This window comes from Vibrio echinoideorum (assembly GCF_024347455.1).
Taxonomy (GTDB): domain Bacteria; phylum Pseudomonadota; class Gammaproteobacteria; order Enterobacterales; family Vibrionaceae; genus Vibrio; species Vibrio echinoideorum.
Map to the genome: position 1 here is coordinate 1485081 of NZ_AP025483.1, position 14258 is coordinate 1499338.

A 14258-nucleotide genomic window follows, 5' to 3' on the forward strand; every position below is an offset into this window, starting at 1 on the left:
AGGTACAAAAAAGCCAGCGATTGCGCTTGCTTTTGTTTAGGTCTTAGAAAATTAGGACAGTAATTATCTTAGATTCTTCATATTGGGTGCAGTTTAGAAGCTGTAAGTAAGACCTACACGGCTACGTAATTCACGAGTTGCTTTTGTTGAAGAAGTGCTCACATCACCAAATTCTACATACGGTGCCCATTGACCCATAATGTGGCGAATACTTGCGTTCAACTCGTAGTTGGTATCATCGTTATCGTAGATGTCGTAATCGTCAGCTTTGTAGTAGTTACCTTCAAAACCGAAACGCCAGTTTTCTATTGAGTAGTTAACGTTTGCCGTTAGACGATGACGACGCTGATTAGAAACGTTTTTATCAACCGTGATTGGTACACCGTCACTATCAACGATAACGTCGCCATTACTATCGAACTGGTACTCTGAGCTGCTCGTGTTCTGTCTCATATCGTAACGGTAACGAGCACTTAGGCTTAAACCGTCAATGCTATCCACTTTGTATGTTGCACGAACTTGAGGTTTATACGTAACGCCAGATTCGCGACCTTCAATCGGCATACCGTAAGTCATCGTCCAATTGTCGTTAAGTACGTGACGGTAGTTTAGACCAAGCTCCCAGCCATTATTCTTCAAGTCTTCCATGAATTTACCGTCTTCTCCCTTGAATTTTGCTTCGATATCTACAAGGAAGTTGCCAATGCTATCGCCCAGTTTTACACGAGTAGCGTGTTGATCTGTGTGACTCTTGTATTCGTGTCTCATATCGAAAGACGCCGCAGATACAGAGCCAGCAGCGAGTACAGATGCCACAGCAATCACGATTTTAGTTTTATTCATGGTATTAGTTCCATATTTATAGGTTGAGTATTGGCCCTAATTTCGAGCCAAATAGAGTAGTTCTTGTCTTTAATGCATTTGGTTGTAGAGATAATCGTTTAATTACCAAACATTTATTTGCATTTAAATAATACAAATATGCTAACGATTAGAGTGCTGTGGTTCTGTGAATTAGATCGTGTTGTCATGATAAACCCCCTATTTACAAAGGGTTACAAAGTAAGGGTTATAATATAACTCATTGTTTTAAAGTGACTTGTCAAATCAGTCTCGTCGATTTATAGAGTTTTCTCTGTCAATAAATGTGCGCTACAGCAAAAATTCGAATCTTTAATTACCATTTTTATTTGTAATACATTATTATTTACTAACTTTCAGCGGCGATACATATGTTTGACATGTTGAATGTATGCTCATGTAGAGCGTGGATAGGTGAACTGATGGTTCATCTCTGAATTTCCAAGAGTGGATTACAAGTTAAAACGCTTTAAAAGCGAACATGGTTTAAAGGCTCTAAGCGGTTGAGAGGTTATGAAAGGTTATAAAGGTGCAAAAGCTAAACGTGGTTTAAAAGCTGTAGTGATTTAAAACCTACGGCACTTGAAAACCTACGACATTTTGAAACTTAAAGTAGCTTAAAAGCATTCGGCATTTGCTTGAGGTGATTGAAAGCCTCAAACAGAGAAGGATTGAAGTGTAGTAGGCAAGTCAGTGACATAGCCTGCTATATAGGTCTGACTTTGGTGCGATTGGGAACCGTCGCTCTAAACTGATGACAAAAGAAGAAATCGTTGAAATGCTCGTAAGAGCATTTTGATTATTGCTCCTAACTATTCTAATTATAACTTCTGCTTTCCTTTAGAGAGGTAGGAGATGACAGTGAAGATCTGTCTTTGCGCTCATGTTGATACAGGCAACATGGGCGTTTTTTTTGCTTTGAATTCATGGGTTAGTAGGTGGTAGGACTGAGGCGGGATGTTCTTTTAAATTTCCAGAATCATTGGAGTTGATATCGTTGTATTAATATCGATGATTTTGTGTGCTTATTAAACTCTATTGAACTAACCGACAAGAAGCACTCATGCATGATGACATGAATGCGTCTTGGAGTAGGTCTAGTCTATAAAAGGTTAACTTTGCGTCGGCATCCATACTTGTTTGGACGTAATTTTGTGGCCTTTAAAGGTTAGCTCCTCAACCTTATCTCCGTTCTGATTCCAACGAGTTAATGTACCATTGGCAATTTCACCGTCATCAAACTTGGTCTCACTGGCCTTGTGACCGTTCGGGTAATAATCCGTTACCAACCCATCTTTTTGCCCTTTGCTGTATTGAGCAGTAAGGCTCTGTTCGCCGTTTGGATACCATCGAGAGGCAACGCCTGACAATTCATTATCTTCATAATTGAGCTGTGCTTTTTTCTGCCCATTGGGATACCAGGCTTCGGCTTTGCCCTGCAATTCACCTTTTTCGTAATTCACTTTAGAAGCGATCTGACCATTCGGATACCAGTTGGTTTCTAGTCCAAGCTGTAGGCCGTCAGCGAATTGCGCTTGAGTTGCTATTTGGCCGTTATCGAATGCCTCTTCAAATTGACCAGTAAATGGTTTTGAGTGGTTGACTTGATAAGCGACACCTTTTCGCATTTGTAGATAATCAACAGCGTCTTCACGCGGTGTAGCTGCGTAACTCATAGAAGACATCGTACTAAGAGCAATCAATATTGGGATGTATTTCTTCATAATGACACCTTTTCATTGGACGGGGGAAAGTGTAGTCGGTGTGTTAAAAGCATTTCACTTCCGAGAATAACTGTCAGCACCTATTACTGGTTTTCAAGTTTTCATTATTAACGGTCTAATAAAGGGAACTTTTTAAAGCGAAATTGGACGTTAAGATTGTCATATTTGTAATACAAATGAGTTGGGTTGAATCATCTTTATAAATTATATGAAATGCTTGTTATGATGTCTGGTCGTGGATTTTCTAGTTACGATTAAAATTTTCTAATGATGATTTAATCTTTTTTTGAGATTTAATTCACATTTAGAGGGATTTTGCCTCAATATAAAGACTTTGGTTGCCAGAGACTGCACTGGCTTGATGAATTACGCTCCCGAACGGTGCAACTTTGAACTCGATCACTTGTATGATTATTAGTGTGTAATAGTCTAAGATCGTCGTCACGCATTTAAGTTATTGTAGTACAAATGTACTTGTCATCTATCTATAGTGAACCTAACAAAAAAACATAAATAAAAGGTCTCAAGATGGAACTCAATACCCTGATAGTTGGCATCTACTTCCTATTCTTAATTGCAATAGGGTGGATGTTCAGAACGTTTACAAGTACGACAAGTGATTACTTCCGTGGAGGAGGTAACATGCTTTGGTGGATGGTAGGTGCAACCGCATTTATGACCCAGTTCAGCGCATGGACATTTACCGGTGCAGCAGGTAAAGCCTTTACTGATGGCTTTGCAGTAGCGATTATCTTCATCGCTAACGCATTTGGTTACTTGATGAACTACCTATACTTTGCTCCTAAGTTCCGCCAACTGCGTGTTGTGACGGTAATTGAAGCGATTCGTATGCGTTTTGGTAAGGTTAATGAGCAAGTGTTTACTTGGTCGGGCATGCCAAACAGTGTTATCTCTGCGGGTATCTGGCTGAACGGCCTTGCGATCATCGCATCGGGTATCTTCGGCTTTGACATGACGACAACGATTATCCTAACGGGTTTGGTTGTATTGGTAATGTCAGTAACAGGCGGCTCATGGGCAGTAATCGCATCTGACTTTATGCAGATGGTGATTATCATGGCTGTGACAGTAACGTGTGCAGTGGTTGCGGTTTACCACGGTGGCGGCGTTACACAAATCATTAACGACTTCCCAACTGATTCATTTATCACGGGTGATAACCTTAATTACCTAAGCATCTTCAGCATCTGGGCAGTGTTCATCTTCTTGAAGCAGTTCAGCATCACGAACAATATGCTGAACTCTTACCGTTACCTTGCGGCTAAAGACTCAAACAACGCGCGTAAAGCGGCACTACTTGCCTGTGTACTGATGACACTGGGTCCAATCATTTGGTTCATGCCTTCATGGTTCATGGCAGGTCAAGGTGTTGATTTAGCCGCTGCTTACCCTGAAGCCGGCAGCAAAGCCGCTGATTTCGCTTACCTTTACTTTGTTCAAGAGTACATGCCGGTTGGTATGGTTGGTCTTCTGATTGCCGCGATGTTTGCAGCAACTATGTCTTCAATGGACTCTGGTCTAAACCGCAACTCAGGTATTTTTGTTAAGAACTTCTACGAGCCGATTCTTCGCCCTAAAGCGACAGAGAAAGAGCTAATGGTCGTTTCTAAAATAACGTCTACTTTCTTCGGCATCGCGATCATCTTGGTTGCTCTGTTCATTAACTCTCTTAAAGGTCTGAGCCTTTTCGACACCATGATGTACGTGGGCGCGTTGATCGGCTTCCCAATGACGATTCCAGCATTCTGTGGCTTCTTTATCCGTAAAACACCGGATTGGGCTGGCTGGGGCACGCTAGTAGTCGGTGGTGTGGTTTCTTACTTCGTTGGTTTCGTTATCACAGCGGACATGATCCAAAACTGGTTCGGTTTGAATGAACTGACAGGCCGTGAATGGTCTGACCTAAAAGTGGCTATCGGTCTTATCGGTCACATCATATTTACTGCTGGCTTCTTTGTTCTTTCAACGCTGTTCTACAAGCCATTACCGGCGCACCGTGAGAAAGACGTAGACAAGTTCTTCAACAACTTAGCGACACCATTAGTTGCTGAAAGTAATGAACAGAAGAAACTGGATAACAAGCAACGTCGTATGTTGGGTTCACTTATCGCGGTAGCGGGTGTGGGCGTAATGACTATGTTTGTACTGCCAAACCCAATGTGGGGACGCATGGTATTCGTTCTGTGTGGCTTGATTGTGTTCTCTGTTGGTCTGTTACTTGTTAAAGCAGTCGATGACAAAGTCGAGCAACAAGACGAAGTGACTCCAGCCGAAGGCTAATTTAATACGCATCCTAAATAACATCACGGCCACCTAAATGGGTGGTCGTCATTTTTATAATCCAAACTTTAACGTGAGATGTACGATGAACAAAAAACTATTATCGGTAAGCATTATTAGCGCGTTCACGCTCGCTTTTGCAACAGGCTGTACAACACAAGAAAAAACAGCACCGGTAGTCAGTGTCGCTGAACAAGCTACGCCTGCTATTAGCGAAATCGACCGTAGTTACTTATTGAGTAGTGACCGCTTAACTGAGGTGGATGGCAATACAATAAACGTTGCATCAGAAGAGCAAGTAGCCGCGCTTAAAGCACAATTTGAAAACCTAAAAGATGGCGACGAAGTTGTTATTCCTAACGGTAAATACGCGAATTTAGGTCAAATAACTATTACCGCGAATGACATTACCGTTAAAGCAGAGCAAGCCGGTTCTGTATGGTTAACTGGCCTGGTTCAGTTTGAACTTAAAGGTGATGACATCACGCTAGATGGCTTAGTCTTTACCGAAGGTGGTCCAAACGAAAGATTTGGCGGCGTTCGAATGATGGGCGACAACAACACTTTACAGAATTCAACCTTTTACTACTTTAACCACGCTTATGAATATCAACCCGATGAGCGTCGTTCTGAATACCCGAGATACCTGTGGGTTTCTCTGTGGGGTAAAGACGGCAAAGTGATCAACAACCGCTTTGAAGGCAAACAAAAGCGCGGTACGTTGATTGGTGTACAGAAAGATGATTCTGCAGACAATCACTTGATTGCTAATAACATCTTCATGGATCAGAAACCGAATCAGTTTAATGAATTCGACATCAAAGAAGCGATTCGTTACAACGGCAACAGCTGGGAAGCACTTCGTATTGGTGATTCAAAATCCTCTCAGTGGGATTCCAATTCAAAATTCGTGAATAACTTGATGATCGACATGGATGGCGAGCGCGAGCTTGTCTCAGTTAAGTCGGGTGGCAACACAATTTCTGGTAATACAATTTTTGAAAGTTCTGCTTTGATTTCTTTGCGTCATGGTAAAGGAAGTAGTGTTGAAAATAACATTATTCTAGGTAATAAAAAGAACTTAACTGGTGGCATTCGAATCTATGATGAAGACCATGTTATCCGTAATAACTACATTGCGAATACACGTGGACGTGACGGTGTAATTGAAGGCAATGCTGACCTACGTGGTGGTATCGTGATTAATACGGGTATCATTGATGTGGCAAACGGCGAAGAGCTAGATCAGTCGGTTAAAGGTAAAGAGCTTAACAAACAGTGGACGCCTAAAAACATCACCATCGAGAACAACTCATTGGTTGATACACAGTGGGGCATTATCTATGGCAATCAAACTCACCGTGTGAGCCTGTTCAATAATGCCGAAGTTGAAAAGATTTATGCCGGTGTTGATATCGCGTTTAATAATAACGTTGTCGACAATTCAGAGTCTCCAGAGTTTGTCAGTGTTCGCGCAACGGAAGATTATCCGTTAGTGGACGCAACGTATGACAATGAAACATATGTTGGCCAAGTGACAGCATCTGAGCAGATCTCGAGCTACTCCGTTGAGTTACCAGCAATGACCGTCACTAATGGCATGAACGCTTATCAAGGTGAAGGTGCAGACGTGTCTAAACTTGCGTTAGTGACGGCTGAAACAGCGGGTCCAGATTACGTCCTTGAGAATACAACTAAGTAACTTATTGGCTAATGCAAATGCTAAACGCTAAACGCTTAATGGTTTGGGCTATCAAACAAATTTACGATAGCTGTCTGGGTCATTAAAACTTAAAAAGCCTCAACGGGTAATGCCTGTTGAGGCTTTATCGATCTTACGTCTTGACCATCTCAATCTTACGTCGTGACTACTGTTATTTATACTTATGCAGCAGATCCCAAGGAACATTGCACAAGTGGTGGTCTTCAGGGAACTGGCTAAGGTGATGCTGGTGGATATCATCACTGGCGGCATAACTGGTCAATGGCAGGATCTCGAGAGCGATTCGGTCTGCATCATCACGAGAGGTAATATAGCGCTCAGCTTCAGTTAAGTGCAGGGCATTAGTGCTGTAAACACCAGTGCGATATTTCTCACCCACATCGACGCCCTGTTTATTGACGCTGTATGGGTCGATGATCTCAAACAGATGTTCCATTAGAATGGTTACTGAAGTGATGCTTGGGTCAAACTCTATCTGGACACACTCCGCGTAGCCATCATAGTCACTATTATTTGATGTACCGTTTTCTGTTGTATTGCTTTTTACGGCATCGATTGGTGTCTGTGCGGAGTTTCCATTCGCACGGCCTGCTTCTGTGCTGATGACACCCGGAACGTATTTGATAAATTCTTGTACACCCCACAAGCAGCCGCCCGCCAAATAGATTTGTTCCATACTTACCTTTTACTTCTCTGTGTTTGTTGTTCGTTCGATGCGTGAATCAATATAGTGATACACGCACGTATAAAAAAGCGTGTATACAAAATAAGTGTGCACATAAAAACAAGTGTTTAGGTATTGTAAACCTGTGCGACTGAACAAACATAAGTCTAATAGGATTTGTGATTATATAAGCTAGTATTGCGTTGTCACCACCCCGAATTTCAAGATTAAGTGAGCGTTAGCCAACCATGTTTGATCAAATAAAAGATTTCATCAATCCGAGTAAGAATCCAGACCTCACACAGGCTCAGGAATACCAACGTAAGCATCTGCCGACACTGTGGCTGTTGGGCAAAACGGGAGCGGGCAAGTCATCGTTTATTCAAGCGGTCACGGGTGATTCCTCTATTGAAGTGGGGAATGGCTTTGCTCCATGCACTATGACTGCAATGTCGTATGAGTTTCCTCAAATTAAGCCGGTAATGCGATTCCTTGATACCAGAGGGTTGGGTGAGGCGGATTATGATCCTAAAGAGGATCTAGAAGAGATCGGCCAAGCGGGTAATGCGTTAGTCGTGGTGATGAAAGCCGATGAGCCTGAGCAATCCTCCGTGCTTGCGGCTCTGAAACAGATTAAGAAACAAAAGAAGATTAAACACTTGTTGCTTGTTCATACGGCGGTTTTGTTTTCCAATGAAATAGACCGCGCAAGACAAATTCAATTCAACATCAACCAAGTAGAAACGGTTTGGGGTAAGGGATTGGAATCGGTCGCGGTGGATTTCGAAACGGATGACTTGAGTAATAACAGTGGCTCAGTTTACAACTATGACATCTTGTTAGAAAAGTTGACCAATATCCTTCCTGTTATTGGAATGATGGTGGTAGACAAAGAACATTCCACTCAAGAAGAAGCCAACTTTGACCAAGTCGAAAACGAAGTGCTTTGGTACGCGGGAAGCGCAGCGGCGAGTGACCTGATTCCGGGTGTTGGCTTAGTGTCTGTACCTGCGATTCAAGCGAAAATGCTCCACAGTTTGGCGAACCAATATGGGGTCGAATGGAACAAGAGAGTCTTCAGTGAGTTGATAGGTACTTTGGGAAGCAGCTTTGCTTTGCAATACGGAATGAAGCTGGGCACTCGACAGCTGATAAAGTTGATTCCGGTTTATGGTCAAACGGTCGGAGCGGTTGCAGCCGCCGCCATGAGTTTCGGTACCAGCTATGGTTTAGGTCGCGCGGCCTGTTTTTACTTCTATCATAAGAACAAAGGCGAAGAAGTCTCTGAAAAAGAGATGCAAAATATTTACAAAGAATCCCTGAAAAAAGGTAAGGCGGCGTCGGGCTATGAAGAAAATTAGAAACCTATTTCGATTATTGGCCGTTCTGTCTAGTGGACGTTGGGGCATTGCTCTGATTTCGGCCATCTTCCCGAGCATCATCATGATGGCATTTGGTCTTTTCTTGGCGATCAAATATGGCTACCTATTGGAAATGTCGATTGCCATTGCGGTGAGTACCTTGGTGTTCACCATTCCTTTATTCATTTCTAGCCGTTCTTCGCGTAAACCAACTTATAGCGACTCTTCTTCACATGATGAAAGTGACGTTCAACCTGAAGCCGGAGCATCGCCCAAGAATTCAGACATCAATGATGCGCTGGTTAAAGCGTCTGATGAATGGTCTCAAGCAGAGCTATCAATCTGGAACGACTCGAAACACCATGTACGACAACAGTTAATGGTCGACATCGAGTGGGGTAATCTCGACCAAACCGGTTTAGAGGTACTTGAGTTCGTCGCCAAAAAGTTTGATAAGAAATCACTCGATTTTTCAATCCCTGAAGGGCTGAAGCTGTTTGAAGAAGTGAGCCGACGATACAAGTTAGTGGTACGGGGACATATACCGGGAATTGAGTATCTTAAGGTTTCCTATATCAAAGCGGGCTACGAAGCCTATGACAAGTACGGTGAGCTAGGGCAGAAGATCGTTAAAGCCGCTATCTGGGGCAATCACCTTAAGAATCTGTATTTGAATCCATTGAAAGTGATTTCTGATTTAGGTCGAGAGCAAGCGACATCATCCATGACCAAAGGTGTGGTTGATGACATGCAATACGCCGCGAAACAAGCCTTACTCGATGAGGTGGCTGCGGTAGCGATTGATCTCTATAGCGGTCGATTCAGCATTGAAGATGAAGCATTAAGAGCGTCTGATGTTTCTGAAATAGATGAACAACGCTTTGCACCAGAATTAGAGCCAGTAAGAATTGTGCTGGTGGGGCAAACAAGCTCAGGTAAATCGTCACTGATTAATGCGCTCAAGCAGGAGCTCGTTGCCGAGGTGGATGTATTGCCATCAACCGACACTTCAACCGTATACAACGCGTTTGTCGATGACAATGATGTTCGAGTGGTTGATCTTCAAGGGCTGGATGGTAATGCCAAAACCGAAGCTCTAATGCTTAAAGAGATGACCCAAGCCGATGTGGTACTTTGGGTGCTTAAAGCCAATCAATCGGCTCGTGAACTGGATAAGCAATTGAAGGGCAAGTTTGATGCTTTTTATGACGATCCTAAAAACATCTCACGCAAGAAGCCAATCGTTGTTTCGGTTGTGAATCAGGTCGACCGATTAAAGCCTGTTGATGAGTGGCAGCCTCCGTATGACTTAGAGAACCCAACATCGGCCAAAGCAAAGATCATTGCTCAAGCACTCGAATACAACCATATATTGCTGCAGTCTGATATCGTGTTGCCGCTCGCTATTGCACCAGAAAAGACGATTTTTGGTTTAGAAGCACTCAAGCAGATGCTAATCGAAGGCATAGCTGATGCTAATAATGTGCAAAGAAACCGCCAACGTTTGGAGGCAATGAAACGGGGAACATCGGTTAAAGGTCAACTGAACAAAGTAGTGAAGGCCGGTAAGAAGGTAGCACCAAGTGCATTGAAGGCAGCGACACCAAAACTGGCTGAAATGGCCATCAAGCAAGTTGTGAAGAAAAAGTAAGTCATTCACTGCGAATACGGTTCTGGTGGGGCTTGAGGCTCATCAGAACTTAGCTATTCTAGATCGGCGATTTTTAGTGCTTGGCTTTATTAGATGAGAGCTTTTTAGAAAACAGCCATCTTCGCCCCTTATTAGATAAGTATTGAGTTTAAAAGAGATTCGATATTATTAAGTAACTCAACGAACTAGTTTAATAGTATATAAACTGATGGGATTCACAGTTTATATGACACGCTATGGTATTTAATTGCCATTCTAAATATTGATCACATTTATACTTTCTTTCGCTGTATTTATAAAACAATTACACTATATTTAAATTTCGGATCACCTTGATTTCAACGTAGGGATATATTGTGAACATGTATCTGAAATGGCAATCAACCACATGGCTAACCTTGTTAGCTTGGTATACTTTAGATCACCAGCTCTCGTTTCTCCTTTCTTCAGAGTAGTACCCTCTAGGCGTCACGCGCCAGCGGAGCCCTTGAGCTTTGCCAATCCTGTTAATTTTGTCTTTAAGAAGCTTCATAACCCATGCGGCCGCTATTTGTGTTGTTGTGCATGAAGTTCTTATCTATTCGTTATTATTAATTGGATCCTAATCAATACGTTATTGATTAATAAATTATTTCTAGCTATTAATTTTTAATCGTAATTATCACGAGAGTGATCGTGCGTTAAATTAAATTAAATTAAATTAAATTAATGGTGATGACTCGTGACATTTAAAAATAATGAATTTGGCTTTTCCCGTTTAGGCTGAATTTGTTGAAAGGTACTATTATGGAAAACTTCAAGCATCTACCAGAACCGTTTCGTATTCGCGTTGTAGAACCAGTAAAAAGAACAACCTCTGCATATCGTGAGCAAGCCATTGTTGACGCGGGCATGAACCCATTCTTACTGGATAGTGATGATGTGTTTATCGATTTACTGACCGACAGTGGTACAGGTTCTATTACTCAGCGTATGCAAGCAGCGATGTTAATGGGGGATGAAGCTTACAGTGGTAGCCGCAGTTACTATGCATTGTCGAATGCGGTTAAGGATATCTTCGGTTACAAGTTGACGATTCCAACACACCAAGGGCGTGGAGCCGAGCAGATCTACATTCCTGTTCTTATCAAGAAGCGTGAAATGGAAAAGGGATTGGATCGCAGCAAAATGGTCGCCCTTTCTAACTACTTCTTCGATACCACGCAAGGCCACACTCAAGTGAACTGTTGTGTAGCGAAAAATGTCTACACCAAAGAAGCGTTCGATACTTCAGTGAATGCCGACTTTAAAGGCAACTTCGACGTTGTGAAACTGGAAGAAGCGATCTTAGAAGCGGGCGCTGCCAACGTTCCTTACATCGTGAGTACCATTACCTGTAACTCTGCTGGTGGACAGCCGGTATCAATCGCGAACTTGAAAGCTGTGTATGACGTGGCTCAGAAGTACGATATTCCAGTGATTATGGATTCTGCTCGCTACGCTGAAAATGCCTTCTTCATTCAACAGCGCGAAGCGGGTTATCAAGATTGGACAATCGAGCAAATCACGCGTGAGTCTTACAAATACGCTGATGGCTTAGCAATGTCTGCTAAGAAAGATGCGATGGTGCAAATGGGTGGCTTGTTGTGCTTCAAAGACGATTCTTTCATGGATGTGTACACAGAGTGTCGAACACTGTGTGTAGTTCAAGAGGGCTTCCCAACCTATGGTGGCTTAGAAGGTGGCGCGATGGAGCGTTTAGCCGTTGGTCTATACGACGGCATGCGCCAAGATTGGTTAGAGTACCGTATTGGTCAGGTTCAATACCTTGTTGATGGACTAGAAGCAATGGGTATCGTGTGCCAGCAAGCAGGCGGTCATGCTGCGTTTGTAGATGCGGGTAAACTGCTTCCTCATATTCCGGCTGGTCAGTTCCCAGCACATGCTTTGGCGTGCGAACTCTATAAAGTAGCGGGTATCAGAGCGGTTGAGATTGGTTCATTGCTGCAAGGCCGCGACCCAGCGACAGGTGAACAGCACCCATGCCCTGCGGAGCTATTGCGTCTTACTATTCCAAGAGCGACGTACACACAAACCCACATGGATTTCATTATCGAAGCATTCGAGAAAGTAAAAGAGAACGCTGGGAAAGTAAAAGGGCTTGACTTTACCTATGAACCGCCTGTGTTAAGACACTTTACAGCGCGCTTGAAAGAGGTAGAAACCAGTATCAAACAACCTATAAAGAAGAGTAAACCAGAGCTAGAAGAAGCTTAAAGTACAAGGAAATACATTAAGGTCTGTTGAATTTTCGAACTGATTTTTCAGTGAAAGCTAAACAGTCATTAACACAAAGGCTCCTATTGGAGCCTTTGCTTTTTTTGAGCAAGCAGAACTAAAACCGTAGGAGTACTATTGTTTTAATACTGAGCTCAGCGTATCAAAAAGCCATTGATTCAATGGAGCATCTTTCTGAGAACGACGGCAACTCATCACATAACTCACATCAATCGTAAGATTTTCTGGTAAATCAATGCTGCGACACCCTTCTGGCACACTGCCATCTAGGGTGATTCCAAAATAATCGGACTTCAGCACAATATCGTGGATCATTGCGGGGTGATCGGCTTCCACTTTTGGATCGACATGAAATCCGATATTTCGAAGGCGACCGAGAATAGGGTATTTATTGTCATTCCAGCCCGGGGTTTTAAATAAGATGATTGGATAGTTGACGAGCGATTTAAAGCTTTGTGCTTTATGATCTTCTCTCACAAAGAATACGACTTTTCCTTTTCCAATCTCTTTCTGTGAAATGGACTGCGGCAGGCTTTCATCAAAGTAGTGAACGGCTATTGCGTCTTCACCCTCGATGATTCTGTTTTTTACATTAGTGCTCCATCTCTCCAGTGAGAAGCGAACATGCGGGGCTCCTTTACTCAGAGTGAGGTAAAGCTTAGAACCAAAGCGCTCCCAAAAAAGTGTATTGGCGTAGATTTTCACATCTCCCTGATAAGATACAGGGCAGAACTCTTGATGCTTTATCGCCTCGACACTGCTTAGTATCTGCTCAAAATTATCAATATTGTTTTCAATAAATGTCGTTGGTTCGAACCCATGCTTGGTTTGAATGAACAGTGGGTCGTCCAGTTGTACTCTTAATTTCGAAAGGTTCTTACTGATCGCCCCTGGGGTTTTTCCTAGCGATTCTGCAACTAAGCCAACATTACGAAGCTCATACATACGTTTGATGACCAAGATATTCTGAATATCGAGATTGATGTCCACAAGCACTCCGAATTGCTTAGATGATAACGATGCTAATCTTTGGCGCAGTGAAAGCCTAAAGACCATCTGACTCTAATATCATAATCATCACTGCCAGTTTTTAAGACAGCACAACGTCAAGATGTGAACTATTTCTTTGATTTATCAACGAGTTTCCATTTAGTAAATATTGGTTTTCCTCGAAAAGCTGATATTCGGTTGTTAAAGTTATTTCAACAAAGAAACTCAACAATCAAACAAATATAATATTAAAAAATCATAAGAGGTGATGTATGAAAAAGTTAATCGCACTAGGCTTGATGGCTATCTCAATGAATACTGCTTTTGCTGCTGATGGAACTTATACAGGAACCATCGATATGACAAGAAGCGAGGGTAATCAGGTAAACGCAGAGCGTGTCGAGTCTAACCCTACTCTTGAAGGAAGAAATGAAGCCGCTAACGGTGGAATAAAATTCCAAAAGCACGTTGATCAAGGCCAAGCGATCCAGTTGAATGGCCGCCGAGATTAATGTACTAACCTTACTATCATTGTCATAAGAAATGCTGCGCCCTCGGGTGCAGCATTTTTTGTTTTGGGATTTGGAGTATTTTATAAACCCTAGTGATCTAGCCTTGGCATGTTGTGTAACGTGTGGCATTTTGTTCTCTAACTCTAACTCTAACTCTAACTCTAACTCTAACTCGCAATAAGGTGTTGGTTAAG

Annotated in this window: 10 protein-coding genes; 6 read left to right on the top strand and 4 right to left on the bottom strand. The window is 42.6% G+C overall.

Translation table 11 applies throughout. The annotated features are described in order from the left end of the window. Window positions 1–93: 93 nt before the first annotated feature. Window positions 94–843: an oligogalacturonate-specific porin KdgM family protein gene (locus OCV36_RS06640; protein WP_135456453.1), complete on the bottom strand. Its 750-nt coding sequence runs from the start codon at window positions 841–843 to the stop codon at window positions 94–96. 1130 nt (window positions 844–1973) lie between these two features. Further along, a complete protein-coding gene (locus tag OCV36_RS06645) occupies window positions 1974–2585 on the bottom strand; it encodes a toxin-antitoxin system YwqK family antitoxin (RefSeq protein WP_017076724.1) in 612 nt (203 codons plus the stop codon). A gap of 528 nt (window positions 2586–3113) precedes the next feature. Here OCV36_RS06645 and OCV36_RS06650 point away from each other — a divergent pair. Next, window positions 3114–4886: a sodium:solute symporter family transporter gene (locus OCV36_RS06650; protein WP_017076723.1), complete on the top strand. Its 1773-nt coding sequence runs from the start codon at window positions 3114–3116 to the stop codon at window positions 4884–4886. Between the two features lie 85 nt (window positions 4887–4971). Beyond that, window positions 4972–6588 (top strand): polysaccharide lyase 6 family protein, encoded by a 1617-nt coding sequence (locus OCV36_RS06655; RefSeq protein WP_135456451.1) that lies wholly within the window; start codon window positions 4972–4974, stop codon window positions 6586–6588. 172 nt (window positions 6589–6760) lie between these two features. Here the strand turns inward: OCV36_RS06655 and OCV36_RS06660 are convergent, their stop codons facing one another. Continuing rightward, the gene (locus OCV36_RS06660) at window positions 6761–7285 is read right to left on the bottom strand and encodes a peptide-methionine (S)-S-oxide reductase (protein ID WP_135456449.1); all 525 of its coding nucleotides are present in this window, start codon (window positions 7283–7285) and stop codon (window positions 6761–6763) included. Between the two features lie 236 nt (window positions 7286–7521). Between OCV36_RS06660 and OCV36_RS06665 the strand changes: the two genes are divergently transcribed. From OCV36_RS06665 to tnaA, 3 genes are all read left to right on the top strand, one after another. Further along, the gene (locus tag OCV36_RS06665) at window positions 7522–8634 is read left to right on the top strand and encodes a YcjF family protein (protein ID WP_245300920.1); all 1113 of its coding nucleotides are present in this window, start codon (window positions 7522–7524) and stop codon (window positions 8632–8634) included. After that, on the top strand, window positions 8621–10285 hold the full coding sequence (locus OCV36_RS06670; RefSeq protein WP_135456447.1) for a GTPase family protein: 1665 nt from the start codon (window positions 8621–8623) through the stop codon (window positions 10283–10285). The genes OCV36_RS06665 and OCV36_RS06670 overlap by 14 nt, the downstream gene beginning before the upstream one ends. Before the next feature lie 786 nt (window positions 10286–11071). Beyond that, window positions 11072–12541, top strand: coding sequence for a tryptophanase (tnaA, locus tag OCV36_RS06675; protein WP_135456445.1), 1470 nt, complete (start codon window positions 11072–11074; stop codon window positions 12539–12541). Window positions 12542–12676: 135 nt separating this feature from the next. Here tnaA and OCV36_RS06680 read toward each other — a convergent pair whose 3' ends face one another. Beyond that, a complete protein-coding gene (locus OCV36_RS06680) occupies window positions 12677–13552 on the bottom strand; it encodes a LysR family transcriptional regulator (protein ID WP_135456443.1) in 876 nt (291 codons plus the stop codon). A gap of 272 nt (window positions 13553–13824) precedes the next feature. Here OCV36_RS06680 and OCV36_RS06685 point away from each other — a divergent pair, with 272 nt between their 5' ends. After that, window positions 13825–14064: a hypothetical protein gene (locus OCV36_RS06685; protein WP_135456440.1), complete on the top strand. Its 240-nt coding sequence runs from the start codon at window positions 13825–13827 to the stop codon at window positions 14062–14064. The last annotated feature ends 194 nt before the right edge of the window (window positions 14065–14258 follow it).